This is a genomic window from Allosphingosinicella sp., assembly GCF_059502505.1.
Genome location: NZ_JCACEU010000016.1, coordinates 20,742 through 46,479, shown reverse-complemented (window position 1 = coordinate 46,479; position 25,738 = coordinate 20,742). Strand labels below are relative to the sequence as shown.

Genomic DNA, 25,738 nt, shown 5'->3' with positions numbered 1-25,738 from the left:
CGCTCAACGGACTTGGGCGTCTATCCCTTTAGCCCCTGCTAGGTGCGTTCCGACGACTAGCCTAAATGCCCCTGCTGCAAGGCCTTAAGCGCTGCCCGGGTTCTGTCGCGGGCATTGAGCTTCAGGAGGAGGTTGGAGACGTGGTTCTTCACGGTCCCCTCCGCCAGCGCCAGCAAATCAGCGATCTCCTTGTTGCTGTAGCCGGCGCAGATCAGGTGCAGCACCTCCCGCTCCCGGACCGTAAGCGCCTCCGGGACCTCATTGTCGGCTGAAACCGGGGGGCTGCGGCGGATTGCCGCCATCAGGCTCTCGGTCATGGCGGGCTGGAACGCCGTCTTGTTGTCGGCAAGCGCGCGAATAGCCTGAGCCAGGTCTTCCAACGAGACGTCCTTCAGCATCAAACCCTTGGCGCCTGCCTTGATCGCGGCGATCGCCGCGTCGCCATCGTCGAACGTCGTCAGGACCAATGTAGGCGGCAACGCATCCTTCTCTCGGAGCGCCTCCAGAACAGCGATGCCGCTCAGCCGAGGCATGCGGATGTCGAGCAGGAGCACGTCGGGCTTGAGTTCCGGAACCTTCTCCAGCGCCTCCTCGCCGTCGCTCGCCTCGCCGACCACCTCGATGTCGGGCACCAGCTCAAGCAGACCGCGAACCCCCTGGCGGACCAGCGTCTGGTCGTCGACGAGGACGACGCGGATCATGCGGCTTGCGGCGTACCCGAAGGCAACCAGGCCTCGACCGTAAAGCCGGAATCGCCTCCGGTTCGCACCGCCAGCTTGCCGCCAAGATGCTCCAGGCGCTCACGCATCCCGACAAGTCCGGATCCGGGAGAGGAGGCGGCGGGCCGCGCGGAGCCGTCGTTGCGCGCGACGAGGCGGACGCCTTCGCCGTCCCGTGTCACCTGCAGCCACAGGTTCGAGGCTTCGGCATGCTTGATCGCGTTGGTGACGGCTTCCTGAGCACAACGCATCAAGGCATGCGCCTGGTCCGGACTGACCCGCACATCGGGAGAGATTTGCACGTGGATGGCCGGCGCAGGGACGCTTTGCGCGAGCGCGTCCAAGGCTTCCTTCAAGTCGCAGCGTTCGGCCTCGCGCAAGGTGGCAACGACGTCGCGGACCTTTGCGAGAAGATCGCGAGACAAGCCTTTCGCCTGCATGACATGGTCGTTCGCGCGGCCGGGCCCCGTCACATGACTTGCGATCTCGAGCTGCAGCCCGAGCGCGGTCAGCTCGTGACCCCACGCATCGTGCAGCTCGCGCGAGATGCGCAGGCGCTCCGCATCGCGGACATTGTTGGCGATGATGGCTTGTGCGGACCTCAGTTCCCTGTTCGTCTGGGCAAGCGCCCGCGACGTTTCCGCTTCCCTGAGCAGCGCTTGCGCCGTGAACACGAACAATAGCTGAAGTGCGCAAGACTTAGTCAGGACCCAGCACAGATCAGGATTCAGAGCTTGTGCCAGCGTGGCGACGATCACCAGATTCTGAAAGGCGACCCAGCTCAGCGCTTTGACGGGAGTGGCGGATATCCCGACCTGCCAGGCGATAATAACGAGGAATGACGACATCCCTGCCCAGGGGACGATGGCCGTCATGGCCACAACCGCAGCAAGCTGAACGCATAGCAAGGCCCAGTGCAGGCTCGCTCGCAGTTTCAGGACCATCGCGGCAAGAACTGCCACTCCCATCACCGCGAACGGTACAAACCAATAGGGCGACACAGGAGCGCTGCGTATCTCTCCGCCGACGAAGAATTGCGTCCCGACGGGCCAGCCGTAGGAAAGCCACAGGCCAAGCGCCGCGAGGCAAAAGGTCCAGTGCTGCCGATATCTGAGATGGTCGACCATGGGGAAATTCTGCCACACGGTGAGCCCCCTTACCATAGGCCGAAGGTCATGGTGCGTGGGCGCTAAAGCGGCGGCGCTTCAGGCTGGTCCAGCCTGAAGCGCTCGTCGCCTCGGTCTCAGCTGTCCGAATATTTGACCGAGCAGCCATAGGGTCGGCTCGTCGCGACGGACACTTTCTTGCCCGCTTTGATCTCACCGAGAGCCGCCAGCACATGATTGCGCGCGCCGGCAATGTCGTCCTTGCTCGCCGTGGCCTTGTCGTCGATGCCGCCCGCATAGACGAGCTTGCCCGCCTTATCGATGATATACATGTGCGGCGTGGTGACGGCGCCATAGCTCTTGCCGACCGTACCCGCATGATCGAGCAGATAGGCCGTCGGCTGCGCCTTCTGCGCGGCGACGAAGGCCTTGGCCTGCGCCCCGTTCATATGCCCCTGGTTACCCGCCGCGCCGGAATTGACCGACAGCCAGACGACCCCGTCTTTCCGCGCCGCGGCCTGCGTCCTCTGCATGTTGCCGCTGTCATAATGCTTCTTCACATACGGGCAGCCGGGGTTGTTCCACTCGAGAACGACGGTCTTCCCCTTGAACTGGTCTAGCGACACCGCCTTGCCATTGGCGTCCGCCACCCGGAAGTTGGGCGCCTGGCTGCCGATCGGCGGTGCGGCGAGTGCAGCTGCTTCTGGTGCGCAAGCCACCATCACGAGCGCGGCAGTTGGGAACAGATGCTTCATCATGGCCTCCTCTTTGATCATCCCATTCCAAGTGCGGTCAGATCCCCGACCGTCAAAATCTGCGGCAGGATCTTCGCTTCCTGCCCCGGCGCGTAATAAAGGTAGAGCGGCACGCCGGACCGGCCGTGCTGCGCGAGGAAGCGTCCGATCGCGGCATCGCCCCGCGTCCAGTCGCCCGCCAGCACCGCGACGTTCCGGTCCTTGAAACCCTGCGCCACCTCCGCCTGAGACATCACGCCTTTCTCATTGACCTTGCAGGTGATGCACCAGTCGGCGGTGAAATAGAGGAAGACCGGCCTCTGCTCGCCCCGCAGCGCGGCGAGCTTCGCCTCGCTGAACGGTTCGGAATTGAGCACGGTCTGCGCCTGTGCCCCAGCCCCGGCGGGCGCCTCGAGCGGCACGATCACGAGCGCGGCCAGGGCGGCAGCCAGCGCGGGTGCCAGCGGCAGCCAGGCGCGCGGGCTACCCTGCCGCACGCCGACCCACCACAGTCCAAAGGCGAGGAGCAAGGCGGCGCCGAGGCCCAGCCCCATCGCGTCCACCCCCGCCTGCCGCCCCAGGATCCACGCAAGGCCCAAGGCGGTCAGGAACATCGGGACGGAGAGGATGCGCCGCAGCCGGTTCATCCACGCGCCGGGCTTGGGCAGCCGGCGCCGCAAGGCAGGCACGAAACCCAGCAGCAGGAAGGGCAGCGCCAGCCCGAGGCCTAGGCCCGCGAAGATAGCGAGCGCCGCTGCCGTCGGAAGCACCAGCGCGGCACCCAGCGCCGCACCCATGAACGGCCCGGTGCAGGGTGTCGCGACGAACGCGGCAAGCGCACCGGTCCAGAAGGCTCCCTGTGCACCGCCCGCGCCCGCCAGGCTCTCTCCGCCACCCATCGCCGGGAGCTCGAACACGCCGGCCAGATTCAGCGATATGCCGGTGACGAGCAGCAGCAGGATCAGGATCACGCGCGGATCCTGAAGCTGGAAGGCCCAGCCCACTGCCGCGCCGCCGGCGCGGAGGCCGAGCAGCGCGCCGCCGAGCGCCAGGCACACCAGCACCACGCCGGCCGTATAGGCCAGCGCCTCCCGCCGCGCCGCGCCCTCGTCCCCGCCCGCCTTAGCGAGGCTGAGCGCCTTCAGGCTCAGGATCGGGAACACGCAAGGCATGATGTTGAGGAGAAGGCCGCCGATGATCGCGCCGGCCAGAGCCGCCAGGATTACGGCTGCTCCGCCCGCAGATTCGGCAGCGGCAGCAGCAATCGGCTTTCCCCCGAGCGGAACCGAGCCGGGCTTCGCGGTCAGCAGCAGCCCCTGGCCGTCGCCGATCTTCAGCAGCCCCTCGATCCCGGCGAGGCCGGCCGCATTGGCCCCCGCCTTCGTCTCGACGATCAGCAGATCGCCTTCGCGGCTGACCGTCTGGACGGCGCCGTGGTCGAGGCTGCCATATTCGAGTGGGAAGAAATAAGGATCGGCGACTTCCACCGCGGCGGGAAGCGGCACGCCGATCCGCACCCGGTCATTCTCGACGACGAACCGCCCGTCGACGCCGATCGGCTTCGGCATCGCAGCCTCGAACGCATCGAAACGGGAGTCCTTCACTACCGCCGTGCCCGCTGGTCCGGCGACGATCTCGGCCGACACTTCGGCGCTCTCCGGCACGCAGATCTCGTCCGTGCAGGCGAGATAATCGAGCTTTGCCTTGAGCGGCAGCCGCGTGCCCGTCGCGACATCGGCGGCCAGCTTCAGATCGGCGAGCAGCGCATAATCATGCTCGTAGACGTAGTTCATGATGCCCGCGATGGTCAGCCGCTCCGGCACCGGATAGCGGAGCGCGCCGACGCTCACGCCCTTCGGAAGCGTCCATGCGATCGTCGCTTCCGCGCCCGCATCGCCCGGATTCTTCCAATAGCCGTGCCAGGTAGGCTTGGGCTTCATCACGAAAGCGATCGGAATCGAGCCGCCCGCCGGGACCTCCCTGGCGCCAGGCAGCAGCGACACCCCAATGTTGACGCCGCCCGCCTGCTGCGCCGCCACCGGCGCCTGCAGGCCGATCAGCATCAGCACGGTCAATATCAATCTGCAAAAAAGCGCAGACATCGAAGCTCCTCTTGGCGGCCGGTCGCGATGACAGCCTGCCATAACGCCAATGCTGCCACGATACGGGCCGCTTTACCAAGTGCCGAAGGTCACGGTTCGGCGGCGCGACCTCCGGCACTTATTCGAAATCGAGGCGAAAGGCACAGGAGACGGACCGAAATGAAGGAAAAGACATGCTACGGTCCGTCAGCGTTACCGCCATCCTGCTGGCCTCTGCGGCGCCGGCCCTCGCCCAGCGCGCGAACGAGAACGCCGTGGCCTCGGCCCAGGATGCGTTCGGCACCAGCGTCGGCAGCGAACGCGTCGGCCTCTATTTCCCGCAGAGCGCGCGCGGCTTCAGCCCGGTGCAGGCCGGCAACGTCCGCATCAACGGCATGTATTTCGATTACCAGACCGACCTCAACCAGCGCCTGATCTCGGGCAGCAACGTGCGAGTCGGGCTCACGGCACAGGGCTATCCCTTTCCGGCTCCGACCGGCGTGGCCGACTTTTCGCTGCGCCTGCCGGAATCGGAAACCGTTGCAAGCACGGTCGTCGGCATCGGCCCCTTTGGTGGACCACGCGTGGAGGTGGACGCGCAGCTGCCCATTAGCGAGACTCTCGGCGTGGCCGCCGGCGTCGGCGTCAACGGAGAGAAGCAATATTATGGTGGCCAGCGGCGCCTGCTCACCGCCGCCGCCGTCGCGCGCTGGCGTCCATTGGAGACTCTCGAGATCATCCCCTTCTGGAGCATGCTGGACAATGAAGGAGACGAAGGGCAGCCGATCATCTTCACCGCGGGCGCCTATCTTCCGCCCCGATTCGAGCGCGGGCGCTATTTCGGCCCGGAATGGGCGGAGAACGAATCACGAGCCTTCAATTACGGCCTCCTCTCCACCCTCGGCTTGGGCGACTGGACGCTGCGCGGGGGCGCCTTCCGGTCTGTCGCCGACAACCGTCGCAACTTCAACGTCCTGTTCCTGGCCGCCTCGCCCCATGGTGAGGCAAACCGCGCCGTAATCCAGGAGGAGGGAGCGCGATCCGCCTCCACTTCGGGCGAGCTGCGCCTCACCCGGCAGTGGATCGAGGGCGACCGCCTCCACCTCTTTCACCTGATGACCCGCGGCCGCATGAAGGATCGGCGCATCGGCGGCAGCCAGCGCTTCGACTTCGGGCTCGGCCGGATCGACCAAGTGATCGATGCGCCAAAGCCGGCATTCACGTCGGGGCCGCAGACGACCGATGAGGTCCGCCAGATCACCGGTGGCCTCGGCTATGAAGGCCGGTGGCGCGGGCTCGGCGAACTGACCCTCGGCGTCCAGCGCACATTCTACGAAAAAACCGTCGTTCGGCCCTCAGGCGCGTTGCCCGTATCGAAGTCGAGCCCCTGGCTGTTCAACGGCGCCGTCTCGATCCTCGCCGGTCCCGATCTCGTCTTCTACGGCGGCTACAGCAAGGGCCTGGAGGAGAGCCCGGTGGCGCCGGAGATCGCCGTCAATCGCGGCGAGGCGCCGCCCGCGATCCTCACCGAGCAGATGGACGCCGGCTTCCGCCTCGATCTCACCAATTCGCTGCGCCTGGTCGCGGGCGTGTTCGAAGTGCGCAAACCCTATTTCGCGCTCGATCCGGATCTGGTCTTCCGCGAGCTCGGCGAACGCCGGAACCGCGGCATCGAGGTGTCTATAGCCGGGCAGATCACGCCGCGGCTCAACCTCGTCCTTGGCGCCCTCTTTCTCGATGCGAAGGTGAGTGGCGATGCGGTGGATCTGGGGCTGATCGGGCGGCGGCCCCTCGGCGCCATTGCCCGAAACGTCAACGGCGCGCTCAACTGGAACCTGCCCTGGGTGGAGGGCCTGTCGCTCGATCTGGCCTATGAGGGCACGTCCGATCGCACCGCCAATTCGGCGAACACGTTGGTCATCCCGGCGCGATATGCCGCCGCATTGGGCGGCCGCTACCGGTTCGACCTGTTCGACAAGCCAGCCACGTTCCGCGCGCAGCTCGCCTCGTTCAACAATGCCTACGCGTTCAACAACATCGGCGAGGGCTTCTATTACAACCTCCCGCGCCGCTTTCAGATGAGCCTGACCGTCGACATGTGAACCGCCTCGGTCGACGTCCTCAGGCAGCGCATTCCCCATCCCTGCGCCCGCTGACGCTGCCGACGCCGAGGATGATCTTGGCGCGGCGGGAGAAGGTGAGCGCCTGCCAGCGGCCGCTATTGCCGGTCGCCGTGCGGCTCTTGAGGAAGGTGAGGTTGAGGAGCTCATATTGCTCGGGATCGATCAGCCCGCGCGCGATCATGCACTCCCACTGCTCCACGTTCCACGCATAATCGCGGCCGATGCCGTCCTGGTCGATCGTCTCGGCCAGCGCCTTGTACCAGGCCAGGATCGCCCCCAGCCGCGGCCAGCGCTCCGCCTCCGGCATCGCCGCCAGCTTGCGGCGGAGCCGGGCAATGTCCTCGTCGGGAGGAAGGCTCTTCTGCTGCACCCGCGTATCGATCGCCCAGCGGACCTTGCGCATCGTGATCGGACCCGCCGGGAAGACCCGCATCAGCTCGCCCCTGACCTCCTGCAGCAGTTCGACATAGGTGTCGGCCTGGACCTGGATCATCGCATCGCTCTCGAAGAGCGCGGTCAGCTCCGCCATCAGCACCGGATCGAGTGCCCCGGCCGCATCCTGCGCCGCAAGGATGCCCGCGCGGCACCGCTCGCGCACCGGCACGGCGAGGCAGGGCTTCGAAAAGAGCAGCTTGCCGTACGTCGGCGCGAGCGCCTTCAGCGCCTTCCGATAGTCCCGGCGCGCGCGGAAGCCATCGCGCCACCGGATCAGCACCGGCTGGAGGCTGCCGGTGCCGTAATTCCATTGCGACATGCCGACCGAGATGAGCTGGCTGTCGAAATTGCCCGCCGGCATCGCCCAGCAACCCATCGTCTCCGGGATCGACGTCTCCGCCATGCGCGCGAAGATGGCCGCCCGGTCGAGGCCGATCCCGGCCAGCTCCGCCGCGGCGCCGGGATCGATCCGTATGAACTGCGGCTCTCCGCTCCGGCTGGTCACGTCGGCGACCTTCCGGCAGGTCGTGGCTCGCTCGGCGACGCTCTGCGCATGGGCAGGCAGCGCGAACGACAACGCCAAAGCGGCGAAGAGCTGCGCAAGCGCCAGACGTGCCAATCCAGACCTCCTAGAATTCCGATGGCGCTGCCTTAGCGGCTTCGTGCCGGCGCGTCGAAGCCGTCGCCCGTTACAATTTGCGACCAATTTGCCGCTTCCCCGGCGAATCCGTGCGACAGGCGCGGCCTATCTCCTCCTTAACGCCGAACAGGGCGTTCGCACAAAGGAGACATGAGATGAAGAAGATCGTTCTCGGCCTTGCCGCCGCCGCCAGCCTGATCTCGGTCGCCGGTCCCGCCAGCGCCGCGCCCTGGCAGTCGGTCAACCAGCGTCAGGCCAACCTCTACCAGCGCATCGACCAGGGCATTCGCAACGGCGCGCTCACCCGCAACGAGGCCGCGAAGCTGCGCACGCGCTTCGCCTCGATCCAGCGGCTCGAGCAGCAATATCGCCGCGGCGGGCTCACCGTCCGCGAGCGCCGCGACCTCGACCAGCGCCTGGCCGATCTCGCCCGCAGCATCCGGACGCAGAAGCACGACCGCCAGCACCGCGGCTGAAGATGCAGGAGCGCGGGCGCCCGAACGGCGCCCGCGCTCTTCTTATGCCGTCGCCGGCGTCGCGCGCCGCTTCGCGCGGCGCATCGCGCCGCCGATCATGCCGAACCCGCCGATCATCATCGCCCAGGTCGCCGGCTCCGGCACTGCTGATCCGGTGAAGATGATGTCGTCCACTTCGAAGGCGATGCCGGTGGAGACGAACTGGATCGAATTCAGCGTCTCGCCTTGGGCAAGGCCGAAGAAGACGCGCAGGTTGTTGGCTCCGTCCTGCTGGGCACCGTTCGCCGGCGGCGGCGGATTGCTGCCGTCGAACTGGAACGTGTAGCTCTGCGCAGTGCCACCGAGTGTGCTGTTGACGACGAGCTGGTTATACTTGTCGATCGAGCCCCAGTAGAAGCTGAAGCCGTCCACCACCCCGCCGAAATTATAGTTGGTGAGATCGAGCGTGGCCGTCCCGGTGCTGCCCGTCTTCGGCACCGACAGATATTTGGTGCCGTCGCCGAAAGGCGCCGCATATTGTCCCGAGACGGAGCCCTGCACGATCTGCGCATTGCCGCTGAGGCCCATGATGTCGCCAAGGCCGGAGGCGCTGTTGAAGTCGATCGTCAGCAGACCCTGCGGCGGATTGCCGTCGGGGCCGTTAGTGAAGTTCAGGAAGCTGGCGGCGTGAGCCGGCGCGGTCGCGAGCAGAGCGGCGGCGGCCAGCGCGAAATGCATCTTGCGCATATATGGACTCCCTCCCCGGAGCCGGGCGACGCTACGCTGATCCGAACCTTATACAAGCGCCCGAATTTTGCCGTGCCAGTCTAGGACATTGCTGCCGCCCTTTCCGGTCGCGTGCGCAATCCTGCCCGCGACTCGCTTGCACGAGCAGCTTATTTCCTTCGCCGACTTCCCCTAAGCATGGGCCCATGGCGATCCCCGCCCCCGCGCCCGATCTCGTCGCCCGCTTCCGCCGCGACCTGGGCGCGCTCGCGCCCGATCTGGAGCGGCTCGCCGTCGCGGTATCGGGCGGGCCCGACAGCCTCGCCTTGCTGCTCCTCGCCCATGCCGCCCTGCCCGGCCGGGTCGAGGCTGCCACCGTCGACCACCGCCTCCGCCCGGAAAGCGTCGTCGAGGCGCTGCACGTCGAGGATATCTGCGCCCGCCTCGGCTGCCCCCATGCCATCCTCGACGTCACCGTGCCCGATGGCCCCGCCGGCCTCCAGGCCGAAGCGCGCGCCGCCCGCTACGCCGCCCTCGCCAGCTGGGCCGAGGGGCGCGGCCTCGCCCATCTCGCCACCGCCCACCATGCGGACGATCAGGCCGAGACGGTCCTCATGCGCCTTCGCCGCGGCGCCGGCATCGGCGGCCTCGCCGGCATCCGCCCCACCCGGCCGGAAGGCGCGCTCACCCTCCTCCGCCCGCTGCTCGGTTGGACCAAGGCCGAGCTCGTCCACCTCGTCGCCCAGGCTGGCGTCGAGCCGGTCGACGACCCTTCGAACCGCGACCAACGCTTTGATCGCGCCGCGATCCGCCGCCTGCTCGCCGACCATCCCGACTTGGAACCCCGGCGCCTCTCCCGCACCGCCGCCGCCGCGCGCGAGGCCGACGAGGCGCTCGACTGGGCCGCCGCCCAACTCGCCGAGGATCGCCTGACGAGCCAGGGCGGCGAATGGCGCCTCGATCCAACCGGCCTTCCCCGCGAACTCCGCCGCCGCCTCCTCGCCCGCACCGTCGCCGCGGTGCGCGAGGCCCACGACCTCGCCCCCGCCTGGACCGGCAACCATGATGTCGAAGGCCTGCTTGTTTCCCTGGAAGCCGGCGCCACCGCCACCCGCGCCGGCGTGATGGCCCGAGGCGGCCGCTTCTGGCACTTGCGCCCCGCCCCACCGCGGCGGCAGACATAAGCATGCGCTGCGCCGCCCCTTTGCTAGCCCTCCTCCTCGTCGGCTGCGCCACGCCGGCGCGCGACCGCCTCGTCTGGATCAGCCTCGGCGGCAGCGGCCCCTGCACCGTCGATCTCGCCGAGCGCCGCTTCACCCTCCCCGCCGACGAGGCCGCGCTGGTTGCCGAAGCCCGCCGCCTCGCCGCCACCCATGGCGGCGCCCTCGTCGCCGGCGCCGAGGGCCTGAGCTTCCCCTGCTACCGCGCCACCATGCCGCTGATCGAATCCGCCGGCTTCCGCCGCCTCGGCTACGTCTCCGATTTCGTACCGGACTAAAGCACCCGGATCCGCGGCTCCACTTGCCGCTTGCCCAGCATCAGCTCGGTCAGCGCCCACACCATCGCGTCCGCCCGGTCCGGGCTCCGCCCCGGCCCCTCATAGCCGCCGCCCACCGTCAGCCCCGCCAGCTCGTCCTCCAGCGCCGGAAAGCAGCCCGCGAACCGCGCCGCCCCCCGCTCGAACAGAGCCGCGACCGGCTCCGCCCGTTTCACCTTCCCCTCGCTGGCATGGACCAGCCGCAGCGGCAGATGCGGCTCCACCGCCCTCAGCACGCTCTCCACCATCCGCCCGCCCTGGTTCGCCTCCGCCACCACCCGGTCCGTGCCCCACCGCGCCGCCGCCCGCGCCACCGCCGCCGCCCACCCTTCCGGCGACAGCCCGCAAACGCTCTCGTCCGCCAGCACATAGCCGACCCCGTCCCGCACCCCGCCCACCACGATCCCGCACGCGTCCCCCTCCGTGCCCGCCGGCGGATCCACCCCGATCACAACCCGCCAAAGCCCTCTCCCCTTCAGGGGAGAGGGTTGGGAGAGGGGGAGTCCGTGACGCCTCGATGAGACCCCGCGACCACAAGGCCCCCTCGACATCTTCGATCAGCTCCCCGTCCAGCTCCTGCCGCCCGAGCCGCGTCCCCGCATACATCGCCGTCACCGCGTTCAGGAATTCCGCCGCGAGATGCGCATTCTCCCCCGTCCGCCCGAAGGTCGCCACGCACCCGTCCAGCCCCTCGATCCGCTTCAGCAGCGGGATCGGCCGCGGCATCGTCGTCACCACCACCCGCGGCCGCTTCCCTAATCGCAGCCCCAGCATCAGATTGTCCCAGGTCGCATCCGGATTGGCCTATTTGGCGATCTCGTCGCACCAGGCGAAATCATGCTGCGGCCCGCGCAACTTGTCCGGCCGCTCGCCCGAAAAGGCAAAGGCCTGCGCGCCCGAAGAGAAATGCACGGTCCGCGTGCTCGCCACCCACCGCACCTCCTCGTCCGCTCGCGCGACGGCCTTGAGTCCGCTCTCCCCCTCCACCATCACCTTGACGACGTCGTCCAGGTTGCCGCCGACCAGTGCGATCCGCGCCCCGGGATTCTGCCGTGCCCGCGCGCTCACCCATTCCGCCCCCGCTCGCGTCTTGCCGAACCCGCGTCCGGCCCGGATCAGCCACACCAGCCAGTCGCCGTCCGGCTCCTGCTGCCCGCCATGCGCCTGCCAGCGCCACAGATGGAAGATCGCGCGCTGCACCGGCGTCGGCAGCCCCTTCAGGAACCGCCGCAGCTCCGCCTCGGTGAAGCGGACTAGATGGCTTAGCGCCCGGGCGACCACGTCGTCGCCGACATCGCCCAGCAGAGGCGCTCCCCGCCTCACAGCTTGTTCCCGTCCCGCCCGATGCGGATCCCGAACGCCTTCAGCCGCTTCACCAAAGCCTCAAACATCTCGGCATTGTTGGCGACGATCGGCGCCCGCCCCGGCTTGGCGGCGCCTGCCCCGCCGCCCGTCCCGCGCTTATGCTCGCGCAGCAATTGCAGCGCGACCGTCGGGTCCATCCACGCAACGTCCTTGGTGGCGGGCGCGTCGGCCGGCCCCTTCACCCGAGCCCGCCGCTTCAGCGCCTTCTCCGCCTCCCGGAGCGCGATCTCCTCCAGCCGCACATAGCCCAGCCGCAGCGCCTCGTCCCATCCGGCGCCGAACACCGGATCCTCCCGCCGATGCCGAAAGGCGGTGCGATAATCGATCCCCACCCGCCGCGCCGACAGCGACGCGTTGCAGGTCGCCGCGAAATGCTCGAGGAACTCGGCCTTCATCTTGTCGGTGAACAGCTTCCGCCGCGTCAGCGCCACCTGCAGCTTGCGCCCCTTGTTCGGAATGATCCGCTTCCGCTTTCCCGCCATGTTCCTCTCCCCGCCGACACGAAAAAGGCCGGCGCGCTTCCGCACCGGCCTCAACATTTTCCGTCATCCCGTACTTGATCCGGAATCCACCTACACTTCTAAAGCATTAGGTGTTCGTGCCATAAGCGTCGCGATGTCAAGCTTTTTGTGCCATATAGGTTGCTGCGACGCACATCTAAGCTTCGACCCGCGCTCAACTCCCCCGCCGCTCGGGCTGAGCTTGTCGAAGCCCTGCCCTCCCTTCTAGGCTGCGTCCGAGGAGAGCGAGCGCATGAACAACGTCAAGCGGGGGAAACACCGCGGCGGGAGCGGCTGATATGACGCTTTGGTTGATCAGAGGCGGCCGGAATGGGGAGTTCGAGTCTGAAGCGCTCGACACAAATCGGGCGATAATCGAGTGGGGCGTGCCCGATCTGACCGAGGTCGGTGATCGCGAAGCCCTCCGGCGCATCTTGGCCGACAGCTACCCTGGAGAGTCTGCGAAGCGGCTCAGCAACTGGGAAAGTCAGCTTTGGCCTTTTGTGAAGGGAATTAAGGAAGGCGACCTCGTCACCCTTCCCCTCAAGACACGCGGGACTATCGCTGTCGGGCGGGTGACCGGACCCTATGAAAAGTTGCGCGGAGACCTGCATGGGCGGCCGGTGCAATGGTTTACCGAAGTGCCGCGCGGGAAGATTGGGCAAGACCTTCTTTACTCGCTCGGCGCATTCATGACTGTGTGCCGCATCGAGCGGAACGATGCCGAACGACGCATTCAGGCCTTGGCGGACGGCGGCGCCGATCCCGGGCTGACGGGTTCGCGGCCGAGTGGTGCCGGCAAGCCCGCCGCTATCAGTAGCAGTACCGACGTCGCCAACGATTCCACCGCTCCCGCCATCGATCTCGCCGCGGTCGCGGAAGGTGCCATCCAGCAACGGATCAATGCCGCCTTCAAGGGACACGGGCTGTCGAGGCTCATCGGCGCCATATTAGAAACCCAAGGCTATCACGTCCGAGTCTCCCCGGCAGGGCCGGACGGCGGTGTTGATGTCCTGGCCGGCAAGGGGCCCCTCGGCTTCGATGCGCCGCGCCTGGTGGTTCAGGTGAAATCACAAGACAGCCCGCTGGATGTCAGCGTGTTGCGGGAGCTGCAGGGCGTCATGCACCAGTTCACGGCCGAGCAGGGTCTGCTGGTGGCCTGGGGCGGCGTAAAGAGGACGCTGGAACAGGAAGCCCAGCGTCTATTCTTCCAGATCAGGTTGTGGGATGCGGCAGATGTCGTCCGCGCCTTTCTGGAGTCCTATGAGCGACTGCCCGAGGACATCCAGGCCATCGTCCCATGCAAGCGCATCTGGGTGCTCGCGGACGAAGAATAGGCGGCCGCCCCTACCCCCGCCTCCAAATCCTCACCCTCGCCGAGCTCTTCCAAGGCAAGAAACCCCAAATCCCCTTCGTCGACCCGGCGAGCGTGAAGCGGGCGAAGCGGGAGGAGACGGGCCGGCAGGATCGGCTGCTTTAGGGGCGGGCACGACTTCGCTGGGCTACGGGTCGGCTACGGCCGCACGCCACCTCAGCTAAGAAAAAGCGAAAACTTAGAGACAGTTTCTAATAGTTCGTGAGACTGAGCCCCCACAACATACTAGGCAATCGGGGAGGGCATCTGTGAGTTTCATGCGTTCGACATATAAGGCTGCTGGCGCACCCGTCTGCTTCCTGGGGGCGGTCGCCTTAGCCGGCTGCACCACCGTCACGTCCATGCCCAGTGGGCACAACGATCTGAGGTCCGGGGTCACGTATTATCTTCCCCAGCGAGACGTGAAAATCATCGCAGAACGCAAGCTTCTGAAGAAGGAGGAGCTGGAGAAGGCGCTGGCGGCGGCAGAGACAAAAGTCGAAGATGCAACAAAGGCCGCCGCCACGGCGAAGAAAGCCTTGGAGAATGAAGAGAAGATTCTAGCGCAGCTTGCCGCGAGTAGTGATGCTTGGAAGTCCACTGAGGAGCGAAGAGCGATCTTTGCCGCTCAAAAAAATCTGGCCGATGTGGCGCTGATCGCCTCCCAGGCAGAGGCAGAAAAGATCGAGGCAAACCTCGCTCGCCTCGGCGGCTCCGCGTGCCTCTTGGCCTATTCTGCCAAAATGGAGCTTCTTCCTCCAGCAGCCGATCTCCGACAGCGTTTCGTGGCCGACCTCGCTCACAGCCCCCTTCGTGACGATGACGTCAAGCTGGCTGTGAATAGCAGCGGCTTGCTCACGAGCGCGAACGTGATCGCCACGGACCGAACCGCGGACATCATTGTCGAGCTCGCTGGCGCCATTGGGCAGTTCGGTGGCAGCGACCTGGCTGCGCAGAGCGCCGACGCCGCCGAGCTCTCGGCCACATGCCCCGATGATATTCCGAAGTTCATCTATCAGTTTGATCCGGTCACAGAGACGCCCAAAATCAATGAAGAATTGTCCAAAGCTGACTTCCCTTTTCAGGTTGAAACCCGGCTGCCCAATTGCGGGACGGATTGTGCTCCTGGCTCGAACAGACGCACGATCATCGATCCTGATCGCGTAGGCCATAATCGCGGCAAGGCGGTTTCCTTGAACGAGGCGGCGCTGCACAGAGGACGTTGGGGCGCTCTCTTCTATGCGACACCGTCGCCGGTGACCTTGGTCCTTCGCCAGTGCGAAAAACCGGGCAAAGATTGCACCAAGGCGAAAATGATTCCTGTCGACGCAGCGCAGGTGATGCTGCCCCAGGCCGGACCCGTCTCCTACATTCCCATGCAATCCTCCGCGTTCGTCAAGACGGTGAACGACGCAACGTTCGACAACGGGATGCTCACTGCCTGGAATGCGAGTCGGCCGAGCGAGTTGCTGGAGGTGGTCCGACTCCCGGTCCGCGTCCTCACTTCCGTCATCTCGGTTCCCGCTCAAATCCTGAGCCTCCGGGTCAACTTGTCTGACCAGGAGCGTGCTCTCGCCGCCACCCAGCAGGAGCTTATCAAGCAGCAGACGCGGCTGGCCTGCATGAAGATCGCCAGCGAACAGGGTCGACCGCCCGAAAGCTGCCTCGAGGAGTAAGCGTCCGAAACACTGTCAACGCACCAGCCGAAAAGGGAGATTAGGTCCATGCCGTCAAAATCGAACTTCAAGTTTCTCGAAGCAGCCGGAACGGCGAGGGGCAATGAGAGTGAAGCCGTGGGCGCGGTACAAGATTTTCTGCGCAGGTTCGGCTACATGCGACGCGAGACCGTCGGCGAGGTCGCGCTCGGCCGCTACGACGATCACACCGAAACTGCCGTCAGGCTTTATCAGGCTTTCAATGGCCTGCCAGTTACGGGCGCCGTCGATGAAGCCACGTTGACCGAAATGTCCAAGCCGAGATGCGGATTCCCCGACCTGCCGGATCTAGCGGAATATGATGTCGAAGGCCGCAAATGGGACAGGACCGCCCTCACCTACCGGATCATCAACTCGACACCGGACGTCCCGACTGCCGATATCAGGTCGGCAGTTGGGACTGCCCTTGCTCTGTGGGAGAATGCTTCAGCGCTCACCTTCACGGAAACCCAGGCCAGCGCTGATATCGAGATCAGCTTTGGCAGTGGAGATCATGGCTGCGGGCACAGCTTCGATGGAGCCGGCAACGTCTTGGCCCACGCCTTCTATCCACCGCCCAACAACGGCGCCATTGCCGGGGACGCGCATTTCGACGAGGCGGAAACCTGGTCCGTGAACATTCCCGTGCCGGCCGGGCGCTTCGACTTCCTGACCGTGGCCGCGCATGAATTTGGTCATTCAATCGGCCTGGCACATAGCCGCGTCCGGGGCGCTCTCATGTTTCCGAGCTATTCGGGCGCACAGCGCTTCCTGCATCAGGATGATATCGACGGCGTGCGCGCGATTTACGGCAGCTAGGACGCGAGGTCGCAAGGTCGAGGATAGGCGCAGTGGTGGTGAGCCGGATCGGAGTCGTAGCGTCACCCGCGTCTATCCCGCCTTTCACGCGGGCTCGCTGACCTTGCCGTTCGCGCCGTGATCTCCCTCGAAGTCTAGGCTCGCAGCCGAGACGTGCCGGGTCTCAGCGGCTCGCTCGCGTCGTTAAAGAGTGTCGAGAATGCGACGGGCGATTTCGGCCTGATATTCGACGGGCGGCGGCACGGTGTTCAGATTTGCTCCCTGCATGAAATGGGCGCTTCCCAAAGCTGCCTTCGCTGCTTGTGCGGTCGCACGCACATGGACCGCCTCCCGCTGCGCATTCGCCGCCTCGACTTGCTTCTGTTCGGTGTCCTTCCTCGCCTTGTCGACTTCCTTATCCTTCTTCTCGACTTGAGCTTCCGCCGCGCGAACCCTGCCTGATTGTATCTGGACGCCCAGCAGCGCGCCTGCAGCTGCCAAGGCGAAAGCTTCGATGACCCCGTAAACCTGCCATGCCCGCCCCCAGTAGATTTCCTTGAGACCGAGTATATCGCGCGCAAGGAGGCGAGCCGTCATCCACAGGAAAAAAATGAGCAGGATACCTGCAACGGTGACACCGACGGCCCAGGGTAGGCTCGCCGCCCATGCAGGTGGCGGCGGCGGTGCCGGCGGTGGCGGCGGCGGCGGCGGCGGTGGCGGGGACGGTGGCGGCGGCGGTGGCGGCGGTGGCGGCGCCAGTGGCGGTGGTGCTGGCGGAGACGGTGGCGGTGGCGGATTGTCGCTCATTTGTGAACCCTGCTCGCTTGTGTCAGCCCATCGATTGCGGGAATAGTCCCAGCGGAGGCAGGATTCTGTCGGAGACGGAACTGGGTTGCGCGTGCGATCCCGTCTAGCAGGCGGCTCCTTGCAGATTTGACGAAATCGTCGTTGATGCGCGCACGCGTCAACGCGGCATTCATCCGCGTCGCCTACATTGCCATCCGCGCCGTTATGCCTATCTTGGGGCCAACGGTTAACGCTTCGGTCGGCTGTCCCATCCGGGTCCCCGTCGAAGAACCTCGACGGGATTTCGAATGGCAGAGAAAGATCCGAACGGCGGCAACAACAACGGGAGCAATCCCTGGATGAAGAGCCTCTTCATCTGGGCGGGCATCCTGCTCGCTCTGGTGCTGTTCGTGCAGGTGGTGGACGGCGGCGGGCGCAGCGCGGCCGCGGACGGCATGGCCTATTCCGAGTTCCTGAACCGGGTCGACGAAGGCTCGGTCAAGGAAGTGGTGATCGGCAAGGACGTGATCTCCGGCCGGCTCACCAATGACGAGACCTTCCGCACCTATGCGCCGCAGGACGTGCAGCTGGTCGACCGCCTCAAGGAGAAAGGCGTCGCCTTCTCCGCCCAGCCCGAGGAGCAGACCAGCGTCTGGCTGATCCTCCTCTACCAGTCGCTGCCCTTCCTTTTGATCCTCGGCATCGCCTTCTTCGTGATGCGCCAGATGCAGAAGAATGCCGGCTCGGGCGCGATGGGCTTCGGCAAGTCCAAGGCGAAGATGCTGACCGAGAAGCATGGCCGCGTCACCTTCGACGACGTCGCCGGCATCGACGAGGCGCGCGAGGAACTGCAGGAGATCGTCGACTTCCTCAAGGATCCGACCAAGTTCGCCCGCCTCGGCGGCAAGATCCCGAAGGGCGCTTTGCTCGTCGGCTCCCCCGGCACCGGCAAGACCCTGCTCGCCCGCGCGATCGCCGGCGAGGCGAACGTGCCCTTCTTCACCATCTCGGGCTCCGACTTCGTCGAGATGTTCGTCGGCGTCGGCGCCAGCCGCGTCCGCGACATGTTCGAACAGGCCAAGAAGAACGCGCCGTGCATCGTCTTCATCGACGAGATCGACGCGGTCGGTCGCCATCGCGGCGCGGGCTTGGGCAACGGCAATGACGAGCGCGAGCAGACGCTCAACCAGCTGCTCGTCGAGATGGACGGCTTCGAGGCCAATGAAGGCATCATCATCATCGCCGCGACCAACCGTCCCGACGTGCTCGATCCGGCCCTGCTCCGCCCCGGCCGCTTCGACCGCCAGGTCGTGGTGCCGCGCCCGGACATCGAGGGCCGCGAGAAGATTCTCGCGGTGCACATGAAGAAGCTGCCGCTCGCGCCCGACGTGGACCCTCGGACGATCGCTCGCGGCACCCCGGGCTTCTCCGGCGCGGATCTGGCCAACCTCGCCAACGAGGCCGCCCTGCTTGCCGCGCGCAAGGGCAAGCGCCTGGTCGCGATGAAGGAGTTCGAGGAAGCCAAGGACAAGGTCATGATGGGCGCCGAGCGCAAGTCCATGGTCATGACCGAGGACGAGAAGCGCTCGACCGCCTATCATGAGGCCGGGCACGCGCTCGTCTCGCTGCACGTGCCGGGCTGCGACCCGCTCCACAAGGTCACCATCATCCCGCGCGGCCGTGCGCTGGGCGTCACCTGGAACTTGCCGGAGCGCGACCGTTATTCGATGAGCATGAAGCAGATGAAGGCGCGGCTCGCGCTCTGCTTCGGCGGCCGCATCGCCGAGCAGCTCATCTACGGTCAGGACGAATTGAACACCGGCGCGTCCAACGACATCCAGCAGGCCACCGACATGGCCCGCTCGATGGTGATGGAATATGGCATGAGCGAGAAGCTCGGCTGGCTGCGCTATCGCGACAACCAGGAGGAGGTCTTCCTCGGCCACAGCGTTGCGCGCAGCCAGAGCGTCTCGGAAGAGACCGCCCGGACGATCGATCAGGAGGTCCGCCGCCTGATCGAGGAAGCCGAAGCCACTGCTCGCAAGGTCCTCACGGACAATCTCGACGAGCTCCACCGCCTCGCCGGCGCCCTGCTCGAATATGAGACGTTGAACGGTGAGGAATCGAAGCGGGCGATCCGCGGCGAGGATATCGGCCGCGAGGATCCGAACAACCGCCGTCCGGTCCTGCCGGTCGCCGGCTCCTCGATCCCGAGCACCAAGCGCCCCCGCGGCGGCGGCGGGCTCGGCGACCCGGCACCGCAAGGCGCCTAGGCACCACCGAAGTCACGAAAAAGGGACGGCGCTGCTCCACATCGGGGCGGCGCCGTTTCCTTGTCAGCTTCCGTTCATCCGCTCGGCAACAGCTTCAGTGGCCAAAGAAAAAGAGGAGAGACAATGCGCAAGGTCCTGATTGCCGCTCTGCTTGCCGCCGTCCCGCTGACGCCGCTGCTCGCGCAGTCGATGCCGGTCTCGGAATTCCTCGCCAAGGCCGACGCGCTTCAGAAGAAGGGCGCGATGGCGCTCTTCTCCGGCGACATCGGCAAGCTCAAGGCGGAAGTCGTCAACTCCGGGAAGCAGCTGCGCGCCGAGCAGCTCGCCGCGCAAAAGGCCGGGCGGAAGCCCACCACCTGCATGCCGACGAAAGGCAAGGCGTCGATCAACTCGAACGAGCTCCTGGCGCACTTCCGCTCCATCCCGCCCGCCGAGCGCAGCGTGCCGGTGAAGAGCGCCTTTGCCGGGCTCATGCGCAAGAAATATCCCTGCCCGGCCTAGCCCAGCACGCCGAGGGTCAGCAGCAGCAGGAAGAACAGCGTCAGGGTGAAGCTCACGAACATCAGCAGCATGAAGGTGCGCCACAATGCGCTCCAGCGCGACAGGCTGTAGGCACCCTTCAGCTGCTTGTAGATGTGGATGGGAGGGATGAACGTGACGGCCAGCGCGATCCAGCCGCCGCTCACGCCGAGCAGCGTCGCCAGCAGCAAGGCGATGAAGCCGAGGCTCATGAAGGCGATCGAATAGGTGACGAACACGACATGGTCATAGGCGCCATAGGCGCGATAACGCCGTCGGTGCAGGAACAGCAGCGCCACGAACGGCACCGAAATGGGGATCAGCGCCCAGCTGAACTTGTAGGCATTGTTCTGGAGCTTGTAGAACAGCAGCGACGGGTTGGCGTTAGCCTTGGCGATGCCCTTGTCGAGCCGGTGCCAGCCGGTCTTCCACTCCCCGCTGCCGAGCGGCTGGTCCTTGCCGCCGCCGCCGAGATATTTCTGCCCGAGCGCGATCGTGTCCCGCGAGGCGCGCGCCTCCTTAAGCTTCTCGTCCAGATCGGCCGTGCTCTGTCTCTTGCTGGCCGCGAGGTCTCGCTGAGCCTCGAGCTGAGCGACTTCCCCGTTCGCCTTCTTGAGGTCGGAGGCGATGCCGGTGGAGATCTCCTCGCCGTCCTCGGCGCCGATCAGGGTGGCCCCGCTGACGCTGAGCACGGCGAACATCAGGAACACCGAGAACAGGAACAAGGCGATCGGCGACACGAAGCGCGCCCGCTCGCCGGCGAGGTACCGGCGGGTGAGCGCGCCCGGCTTGAAGGCGAGCATCGGCAGGGTGCGCCACATCTTGCCCTCGAAATGCAGCACGCCGTGCATCAGGTCGTGCCAGAAGGCGCCCAATGTCCGGTGGACATGCCCCTGCTGCCCGCAGCGATGGCAGTAATCGCCGACCAGGCCCGTCCCGCAATTGAGGCAGGTCGCGCCGTGGCCATGGCCTTCGCCGGCATGGGGCTCGACCGCCCGCGCGGCGAGGCTACCGGTCACCGCCTCGCCTATCCCTTCCATCCCCTGCATGGACCAACCCCTCCGTCCAGGCCCGAGCTATCGCCCATCCGCCCCGGCGCGTCGAGAGCGTTCGCGCGTCCGGCTTCCCGTGCTACCGCCGCCCGATGACCCGCACCGGCCTCCTCGGCGGCTCCTTCAACCCGGCTCATCGCGGGCATCGGCAGCTCAGCATCCACGCCGCGCGGCTGCTGGGGCTGGACGAGATCTGGTGGCTGGTGTCGCCGGGCAATCCGCTCAAGCCCGCGCGCGGCATGGCGCCGCTCGAATGCCGCTTCGCCGCCGCTCGCGCCGCCGCCCGCGGCCTGCCGGTCCGCGTTACCGCCATCGAGCGTGAGTTCGGCACGCGCTACACCGCCGACACGCTCCGCCTGCTCCGCCGGCGCTTCCCGGAACGCGACTTCGTCTGGCTGATGGGTGCGGACAATCTGCAACAGTTCGACCAGTGGCGCGACTGGCGCGGCATCGCCCGGACGGTTCCGATTGCGGTCGTGGGGCGGCCGGGATATGATGGCGAGGCCCGGGCGGCACGCGCCATGGGCTGGTTGCGGCGCTTCGTCCGGCCCGCAAGCCAGGCTCGGACCTGGACGGAGTGGAGAACGCCGGCACTCGTGCTGCTGAAGACGCCGCCCGACCCGACGTCCGCTACGCTCCTCCGCGCAGCCGAGCCCGACTGGCACTTATCGACATCCGGATCGTTGAACCCGACGGCGCTGCGCGACGGCGTAACGCGGCGCCCGATCTTGTAAAGGAGCCCCATTGCCCGCACCCGCACCCGCTTCGCGCGACGAAGCCCATCAGGATCCTTCGGTGGAGGCCCTGCACGAACTCGTGCTCCGCTCCCTCGACGACGACCAGGCGGTGGAGGTCGTCACCATCCCACTCACCGGGAAATCCAACATCGCCGATCACATGGTGATCGCCAGCGGCCGCTCCACTCGCCAGGTCGCCTCGATGGCGCAGAAGCTCACCGAGCGGATCAAGCAGGAACTCGGCCGCAGCGTCCGCATCGAGGGGCTGCCGGTCGCCGACTGGGTGCTGATCGACGCCAGCGACGTCATCGTCCACCTCTTCCGCCCGGAAGTGCGCAGCTTCTACAATCTGGAGCGCATGTGGGCCTTCGAGGAGAAAGCGGCAGCCGCGCCCGGCGCCTGAGCATGTCAGGAAAAGTGGGCACCGGTTTTCCGTGCGTCATGCTCCCTTAGGAACGCGCCTTGCTCCTCCACATCGTCGCGCGCGGCCGGATCGGGCGCTCTCCCGAGGCCGAGCTCGTCGAACGCTATCTGAAGCGGATCGCCTGGCCGACCAAAATGACGGAGCTGCCCGAGAGCGGCGGCAAGCTTCCGCATCCCGCCGAAAGCGGCGTCACGATCCTCCTCGACGAGAAGGGGCAGCAGCTCGGCAGCCTGGACTTCGCCCGCAGACTGGAAGCGTGGCGCGACGGCGGCAAGCGTGAAGCACGCTTCATGATCGGCGGCGCCGACGGCTTCGACGATGCCGCCCGCGCCTCGGCCGACCTGCTCGTCGCCTTCGGCAAGGCGACCTGGCCGCACCTCCTCGCCCGGGCGATGCTCGCCGAGCAGCTCTGGCGAGCGACGAGTATCCTTGCGAACCACCCCTATCATCGCGAAGGATAGGATCGTGAGCCGCCGCTTCGCCCTGCCCGCCTGCATCGCCGCCGCCCTCGCCGGGGGCCTTGCCGTCGCGCAGACGCGCGGCACGACCGAGGCGGCCGCCCTGGTCCTCGCCAAGCGCGAGGCGGAGGAGGCGACCCGGCGCTCGGCCGTGCTCGAGCGCCAGGCCCGTCAGGCGCGCACGGAGTTCGAGCGCACCCGTGCCGACGCGGCCGCCGTCGCCGCCCGCATCCAGGCGGCCGAGGCGCAGATCACCGCAGCCGAGACCCGTATCCGCATCATCGAGAATCTCCGCGCCCGCCAGCGCGCCCGCCTCGCCGAGCGGCAGGGGCCGTTGGTTCGCCTCACCGCGGCGCTGCAGACGATGGCGCGCCGCCCCCCTGCCCTTGCCCTCGTCCAGCCGGGCTCGCTGGATGAGGTCGTCCACGTCCGCTCGCTGCTCGCCTCGACGCTGCCGGTAATCCGGGAGCGAACCGCTGACGTGCGCGCCGAGATCGAGGTCGGCAACCGGCTCCGCCGCCAGGCCGGCCTCGCCGTCGCGGCGCTGGAGCGCAGCCAGGACGAGCTCAAGACGCAGCGCGTCTCCCTTGCTCGCCTCGAAGCGCAGCAGCGGCTGCGCTCGCAAAATCTGACCGAGACCGCCCTCTTCGAATCGGATCGCGCCCTGGCGCTCGGCGAGGAGGCCCGCGACCTCACCCAGCTGATGGGCACGCTCGCCTACCAGTCGCGCGTCCGCCGCAGTCTCGCTTCGCTGCCCGGCCCGCTGCCCCGTCCGGCGATGCCCGACCAACCGGTGACCGAGGCCGCTCCGCCCGAGCCCGCCGAGGAGACGCCGCGCTACCGGCTGCCGGTCGAGGGCCGCCTCGTCACCGGCACCGGCGAGATTTCCGAAGGCGGCGTGCACGCACGCGGCCTCACCTTCGAGACTCGCCCCGGCGCCCTGGTCACCTCCCCCGGCGGCGGCCGAATCGCCTATGCGGCCCCGTTCCGCGCCTATGGCACGATCGTCATCATCGACCATGGCGGCGGGTGGACGTCGCTGCTCACCAATCTCGCCGACACGAATGTGAAGGTCGGCGACAGCATCGTCGCGGGCGCGCCGATCGGCCGCGCCGGCTCTAGCCGCCCCGGTATTTCCGTTGAGCTCCGCCGCAACGGCAGGCCCGTGGCCATCGCGCCGTTGCTTGGCTGATCGTCCCGCCAAGTCTTCCGGTTAACCCTGCGTTCCTTTTCGCGGCGGTAAAGATGCTGTAAGCATCATCGGATTCCCTCCTGCAGGACAGCCATGGCCACCAACCTCCTCCGCTCCCTCGGCCTCGTCAGCGCGGTCGCCCTCATCCCCGCCGCCACCGCCGCGCTCGCCGCGGTCGACGTCAACACCTATCGTGAGCTCGACCAGTTCATGAGCGTGTTCGAGCGGGTGCGGTCGGAATATGTCGAGCAGGTCGACGACAAGACGCTGCTCAGGGGTGCCATCGACGGCATGCTCAACTCGCTGGATCCGCACTCCTCCTACCTGGACGAGCGCGGCTTCAAGTCGCTGATGACCACCACCGATGGCGAATATGGCGGCCTCGGCCTCAGCGTCACGATGGAGGACAGCACGGTCAAGGTGATGAGCGTCACCGAGGATACCCCCGCCTTCCGCGCCGGCATCAAGCCCGGCGACTATCTCACCCATATCGACGGCAAGCTCGTCTATGGCGGCACGCTCGACGAGGCGGTCGACCAGATGAAGGGCCCGCCGGGCTCCACCGTCTCCGTCACCGTGCTCCGCGTCGGCCGCGACAAGCCGTTCGACGTCCGCGTCACCCGCGCGATCATCGAGCTCAAGGCCGTGAAGTGGGAGATCAAGGACCGGGTCGGCATCATCAACGTCAATTCGTTCAACAAGACGACCACCGACGCGACCCTCGCCGCGATGACCGCGATCGAGAAGTCCTTGGGCGGAAAGCCGCTCGGCTACATTCTCGACCTGCGCTCCAACCCGGGCGGCCTGCTCGACCAGGCGGTCGGGCTGTCCGACGTCTTCCTCGAGCGCGGCGAGGTCGTCTCGCAGCGCGGCCGCAAGAAGGGCGACATCGAGCGTTATTATGCCCGTCCCGGCGATCGCGCCGAGGGCCTGCCGGTGATCGTGCTGGTCGATGCGGGCAGTGCCTCGGCGGCCGAGATCGTTGCCGCCGCGCTCCAGGAGCATCACCGCGCGATCGTCATGGGCGAACGTAGCTTCGGCAAGGGCTCGGTCCAGACCCTGCTCCCGCTCACCCAGCAGACGGCGCTTCGCCTCACCACGGCGCGTTATTTCACGCCGTCCGGCCGCTCGGTGCAGGAAGGCGGCATCACGCCGGACATCGTGGTGCCGCAGCTCTCCGACCCCGATTACAAGGATCGGCCGCGCTTCCGCGAGAGCGATCTTCGCCGCCACCTGATCAACGAGGTGAAGCTGGAGGACGAGGCGGTGCAGGACGACGCCAAGCCCGATCCGCGCTTCGCTGCGACTGCCGACGAGCTCAAGAAGAAGGGCATTGAGGACTATCAGCTCCACTATGCCCTCCAGACGATTTCCCGTCTGGGCAAGGTGCAGCAGGCCGCGGCCGCACCGGGATCGCCCAAGCCGGCCGGAAGGCGCTAGGGCTCGGACGCTCTCAGGTCGTCACCCCGGACCAGATCCGGGGTCCACCTTCTTGGCAGCCAATTCAAGGGTGTAAGTGGATGCCGGATCAAGTCCGGCATGACACAGGGGTAATCCTCAGCTCCGCTAGAGCTGCCCGGTCCAGCGCCTGAAGCGCACCCGTCCGTCGCGCCGCCTGCCCTGGTAGGTGCCGCCGGACGCGCACTCGATCCGGTAGACGCCCATCTTCCGGCCATCCTCGCCCTGCAGCTGGCGCGCGGAGGCGATGCGGTCGCAGGGGAAGCCATTCTTTCGAAGCACGCCGGCCCAGGCGGCGATGACGCTGTCCGGCTCGGGCGGCGCGAGCCGATAGCTGTCCGCCTGACCGCCTGCGCTCGCCACTTCCACCTTGGTCGGCTCGGCGGGAGGCGGCAGCTCGACGGTAATTTCCGACGCCATGCCCGGCGGCGCCGCGGTCTTTTGCGAGGCATCCTCAGAGCCGCCGCCGCAAGCGGCCAGGCAGCCGATCGCCATGAACCCGATCAAGAACCGCACATTCTTCTCCCCTGAAGGCGGTTCCTAGCCGATCGGCGCAGCGGATGCACGTCCCG

Annotated in this window: 24 protein-coding genes and 1 pseudogene; 14 read left to right on the top strand and 11 right to left on the bottom strand. The window is 66.8% G+C overall.

The features are described 5' to 3' along the window. Positions 1-56: 56 nt before the first annotated feature. From AC5JBD_RS08485 to AC5JBD_RS08470, 4 genes are all read right to left on the bottom strand, one after another. Positions 57-701: a response regulator gene (locus tag AC5JBD_RS08485; protein WP_495721361.1), complete on the bottom strand. Its 645-nt coding sequence runs from the start codon at positions 699-701 to the stop codon at positions 57-59. Beyond that, positions 698-1,864 (bottom strand): sensor histidine kinase, encoded by a 1,167-nt coding sequence (locus AC5JBD_RS08480; protein WP_495721360.1) that lies wholly within the window; start codon positions 1,862-1,864, stop codon positions 698-700. The genes AC5JBD_RS08485 and AC5JBD_RS08480 overlap by 4 nt, the downstream gene beginning before the upstream one ends. A gap of 98 nt (positions 1,865-1,962) precedes the next feature. Continuing rightward, positions 1,963-2,601, bottom strand: a complete 639-nt coding sequence (locus AC5JBD_RS08475; RefSeq protein WP_495721359.1) for a thioredoxin family protein — start codon at positions 2,599-2,601, stop codon at positions 1,963-1,965. Further along, positions 2,598-4,661 carry a protein-disulfide reductase DsbD family protein gene (locus AC5JBD_RS08470; protein WP_495721358.1) on the bottom strand — a complete coding sequence of 688 codons (2,064 nt, stop codon included), beginning with the start codon at positions 4,659-4,661 and terminating at the stop codon, positions 2,598-2,600. The genes AC5JBD_RS08475 and AC5JBD_RS08470 overlap by 4 nt, the downstream gene beginning before the upstream one ends. A gap of 173 nt (positions 4,662-4,834) precedes the next feature. Here AC5JBD_RS08470 and AC5JBD_RS08465 point away from each other — a divergent pair, with 173 nt between their 5' ends. After that, positions 4,835-6,742 (top strand): TonB-dependent receptor, encoded by a 1,908-nt coding sequence (locus AC5JBD_RS08465; RefSeq protein ID WP_495721357.1) that lies wholly within the window; start codon positions 4,835-4,837, stop codon positions 6,740-6,742. Between the two features lie 19 nt (positions 6,743-6,761). Here AC5JBD_RS08465 and AC5JBD_RS08460 read toward each other — a convergent pair whose 3' ends face one another. After that, complete coding sequence (locus AC5JBD_RS08460; protein ID WP_495721356.1) at positions 6,762-7,817, bottom strand: hypothetical protein; 1,056 nt, start codon at positions 7,815-7,817, stop codon at positions 6,762-6,764. A gap of 176 nt (positions 7,818-7,993) precedes the next feature. On the opposite strand from AC5JBD_RS08460, the gene AC5JBD_RS08455 reads away from it, so the two are divergent. Then, a complete protein-coding gene (locus tag AC5JBD_RS08455; RefSeq protein WP_495721355.1) occupies positions 7,994-8,314 on the top strand; it encodes a hypothetical protein in 321 nt (106 codons plus the stop codon). Between the two features lie 42 nt (positions 8,315-8,356). Here AC5JBD_RS08455 and AC5JBD_RS08450 read toward each other — a convergent pair whose 3' ends face one another. Continuing rightward, positions 8,357-9,040, bottom strand: coding sequence for an Npun_F0296 family exosortase-dependent surface protein (locus AC5JBD_RS08450; protein WP_495721354.1), 684 nt, complete (start codon positions 9,038-9,040; stop codon positions 8,357-8,359). A 185-nt stretch (positions 9,041-9,225) separates the two neighbouring features. Here AC5JBD_RS08450 and tilS point away from each other — a divergent pair, with 185 nt between their 5' ends. Both tilS and AC5JBD_RS08440 read left to right on the top strand, forming a co-directional pair. After that, positions 9,226-10,203: a tRNA lysidine(34) synthetase TilS gene (tilS, locus tag AC5JBD_RS08445; RefSeq protein WP_495721353.1), complete on the top strand. Its 978-nt coding sequence runs from the start codon at positions 9,226-9,228 to the stop codon at positions 10,201-10,203. 2 nt (positions 10,204-10,205) lie between these two features. Then, on the top strand, positions 10,206-10,517 hold the full coding sequence (locus AC5JBD_RS08440; protein WP_495721352.1) for a hypothetical protein: 312 nt from the start codon (positions 10,206-10,208) through the stop codon (positions 10,515-10,517). On the opposite strand, the pseudogene AC5JBD_RS08435 reads toward AC5JBD_RS08440, so the two are convergent. Together AC5JBD_RS08435 and AC5JBD_RS08430 are read right to left on the bottom strand one after the other, a co-directional pair. Then, positions 10,514-11,789 (bottom strand): annotated as a pseudogene (locus AC5JBD_RS08435) (DNA-packaging protein). The gene AC5JBD_RS08440 and the pseudogene AC5JBD_RS08435 overlap by 4 nt on opposite strands. An 86-nt stretch (positions 11,790-11,875) precedes the next feature. After that, positions 11,876-12,403 carry a hypothetical protein gene (locus AC5JBD_RS08430; RefSeq protein WP_495721351.1) on the bottom strand — a complete coding sequence of 176 codons (528 nt, stop codon included), beginning with the start codon at positions 12,401-12,403 and terminating at the stop codon, positions 11,876-11,878. 317 nt (positions 12,404-12,720) lie between these two features. On the opposite strand from AC5JBD_RS08430, the gene AC5JBD_RS08425 reads away from it, so the two are divergent. The 3 genes from AC5JBD_RS08425 to AC5JBD_RS08415 all read left to right on the top strand — a co-directional run bounded on the left by AC5JBD_RS08425 (position 12,721) and on the right by AC5JBD_RS08415 (position 16,288). After that, positions 12,721-13,758 (top strand): restriction endonuclease, encoded by a 1,038-nt coding sequence (locus AC5JBD_RS08425; protein WP_495721350.1) that lies wholly within the window; start codon positions 12,721-12,723, stop codon positions 13,756-13,758. 439 nt (positions 13,759-14,197) lie between these two features. Further along, positions 14,198-15,451: a hypothetical protein gene (locus tag AC5JBD_RS08420; protein WP_495721349.1), complete on the top strand. Its 1,254-nt coding sequence runs from the start codon at positions 14,198-14,200 to the stop codon at positions 15,449-15,451. A 48-nt stretch (positions 15,452-15,499) separates the two neighbouring features. Continuing rightward, entirely contained in the window at positions 15,500-16,288 is a 789-nt protein-coding gene (locus AC5JBD_RS08415) for a matrixin family metalloprotease (RefSeq protein ID WP_495721348.1), read from the top strand. 183 nt (positions 16,289-16,471) lie between these two features. Here AC5JBD_RS08415 and AC5JBD_RS08410 read toward each other — a convergent pair whose 3' ends face one another. After that, on the bottom strand, positions 16,472-16,864 hold the full coding sequence (locus AC5JBD_RS08410) for a hypothetical protein (RefSeq protein WP_495721347.1): 393 nt from the start codon (positions 16,862-16,864) through the stop codon (positions 16,472-16,474). 497 nt (positions 16,865-17,361) lie between these two features. Between AC5JBD_RS08410 and ftsH the strand changes: the two genes are divergently transcribed. Together ftsH and AC5JBD_RS08400 are read left to right on the top strand one after the other, a co-directional pair. Then, positions 17,362-19,326 carry an ATP-dependent zinc metalloprotease FtsH gene (ftsH, locus tag AC5JBD_RS08405; RefSeq protein WP_495721346.1) on the top strand — a complete coding sequence of 655 codons (1,965 nt, stop codon included), beginning with the start codon at positions 17,362-17,364 and terminating at the stop codon, positions 19,324-19,326. 123 nt (positions 19,327-19,449) lie between these two features. Next, entirely contained in the window at positions 19,450-19,827 is a 378-nt protein-coding gene (locus tag AC5JBD_RS08400; RefSeq protein WP_495721345.1) for a hypothetical protein, read from the top strand. Here the strand turns inward: AC5JBD_RS08400 and AC5JBD_RS08395 are convergent. Next, on the bottom strand, positions 19,824-20,894 hold the full coding sequence (locus AC5JBD_RS08395; RefSeq protein WP_495721344.1) for a DUF3667 domain-containing protein: 1,071 nt from the start codon (positions 20,892-20,894) through the stop codon (positions 19,824-19,826). The two genes, AC5JBD_RS08400 and AC5JBD_RS08395, sit on opposite strands and share 4 nt — an antisense overlap. A gap of 95 nt (positions 20,895-20,989) precedes the next feature. Between AC5JBD_RS08395 and AC5JBD_RS08390 the strand changes: the two genes are divergently transcribed. The 5 genes from AC5JBD_RS08390 to AC5JBD_RS08370 all read left to right on the top strand — a co-directional run bounded on the left by AC5JBD_RS08390 (position 20,990) and on the right by AC5JBD_RS08370 (position 25,148). Continuing rightward, positions 20,990-21,631, top strand: a complete 642-nt coding sequence (locus tag AC5JBD_RS08390; protein ID WP_495721343.1) for a nicotinate-nucleotide adenylyltransferase — start codon at positions 20,990-20,992, stop codon at positions 21,629-21,631. Between the two features lie 10 nt (positions 21,632-21,641). Next, complete coding sequence (gene rsfS / locus AC5JBD_RS08385) at positions 21,642-22,037, top strand: ribosome silencing factor (protein WP_495721342.1); 396 nt, start codon at positions 21,642-21,644, stop codon at positions 22,035-22,037. A 59-nt stretch (positions 22,038-22,096) separates the two neighbouring features. Further along, positions 22,097-22,519, top strand: a complete 423-nt coding sequence (locus AC5JBD_RS08380; RefSeq protein ID WP_495721341.1) for a 23S rRNA (pseudouridine(1915)-N(3))-methyltransferase RlmH — start codon at positions 22,097-22,099, stop codon at positions 22,517-22,519. Between the two features lie 4 nt (positions 22,520-22,523). Then, a complete protein-coding gene (locus AC5JBD_RS08375) occupies positions 22,524-23,708 on the top strand; it encodes a murein hydrolase activator EnvC family protein (RefSeq protein WP_495721340.1) in 1,185 nt (394 codons plus the stop codon). A 93-nt stretch (positions 23,709-23,801) separates the two neighbouring features. Continuing rightward, on the top strand, positions 23,802-25,148 hold the full coding sequence (locus AC5JBD_RS08370; protein ID WP_495721339.1) for a S41 family peptidase: 1,347 nt from the start codon (positions 23,802-23,804) through the stop codon (positions 25,146-25,148). Positions 25,149-25,274: 126 nt separating this feature from the next. Here AC5JBD_RS08370 and AC5JBD_RS08365 read toward each other — a convergent pair whose 3' ends face one another. After that, positions 25,275-25,682: a hypothetical protein gene (locus tag AC5JBD_RS08365; protein WP_495721338.1), complete on the bottom strand. Its 408-nt coding sequence runs from the start codon at positions 25,680-25,682 to the stop codon at positions 25,275-25,277. Positions 25,683-25,738 lie beyond the last annotated feature (56 nt).

Coding starts and splice junctions, on each gene's coding strand:
- AC5JBD_RS08485 (WP_495721361.1), bottom strand. CDS start 701: ATGATCCGCGTCGTCCTCGTCGACGACCAGACGCTGGTCCGCCAGGGG.
- AC5JBD_RS08475 (WP_495721359.1), bottom strand. CDS start 2,601: ATGATCAAAGAGGAGGCCATGATGAAGCATCTGTTCCCAACTGCCGCG.
- AC5JBD_RS08470 (WP_495721358.1), bottom strand. CDS start 4,661: ATGTCTGCGCTTTTTTGCAGATTGATATTGACCGTGCTGATGCTGATC.
- AC5JBD_RS08465 (WP_495721357.1), top strand. CDS start 4,835: ATGCTACGGTCCGTCAGCGTTACCGCCATCCTGCTGGCCTCTGCGGCG.
- AC5JBD_RS08455 (WP_495721355.1), top strand. CDS start 7,994: ATGAAGAAGATCGTTCTCGGCCTTGCCGCCGCCGCCAGCCTGATCTCG.
- AC5JBD_RS08450 (WP_495721354.1), bottom strand. CDS start 9,040: ATGCGCAAGATGCATTTCGCGCTGGCCGCCGCCGCTCTGCTCGCGACC.
- tilS (WP_495721353.1), top strand. CDS start 9,226: ATGGCGATCCCCGCCCCCGCGCCCGATCTCGTCGCCCGCTTCCGCCGC.
- AC5JBD_RS08440 (WP_495721352.1), top strand. CDS start 10,206: ATGCGCTGCGCCGCCCCTTTGCTAGCCCTCCTCCTCGTCGGCTGCGCC.
- AC5JBD_RS08430 (WP_495721351.1), bottom strand. CDS start 12,403: ATGGCGGGAAAGCGGAAGCGGATCATTCCGAACAAGGGGCGCAAGCTG.
- AC5JBD_RS08425 (WP_495721350.1), top strand. CDS start 12,721: ATGACGCTTTGGTTGATCAGAGGCGGCCGGAATGGGGAGTTCGAGTCT.
- AC5JBD_RS08415 (WP_495721348.1), top strand. CDS start 15,500: ATGCCGTCAAAATCGAACTTCAAGTTTCTCGAAGCAGCCGGAACGGCG.
- AC5JBD_RS08410 (WP_495721347.1), bottom strand. CDS start 16,864: ATGACGGCTCGCCTCCTTGCGCGCGATATACTCGGTCTCAAGGAAATC.
- ftsH (WP_495721346.1), top strand. CDS start 17,362: ATGGCAGAGAAAGATCCGAACGGCGGCAACAACAACGGGAGCAATCCC.
- AC5JBD_RS08400 (WP_495721345.1), top strand. CDS start 19,450: ATGCGCAAGGTCCTGATTGCCGCTCTGCTTGCCGCCGTCCCGCTGACG.
- AC5JBD_RS08395 (WP_495721344.1), bottom strand. CDS start 20,894: ATGCAGGGGATGGAAGGGATAGGCGAGGCGGTGACCGGTAGCCTCGCC.
- AC5JBD_RS08390 (WP_495721343.1), top strand. CDS start 20,990: ATGACCCGCACCGGCCTCCTCGGCGGCTCCTTCAACCCGGCTCATCGC.
- AC5JBD_RS08370 (WP_495721339.1), top strand. CDS start 23,802: ATGGCCACCAACCTCCTCCGCTCCCTCGGCCTCGTCAGCGCGGTCGCC.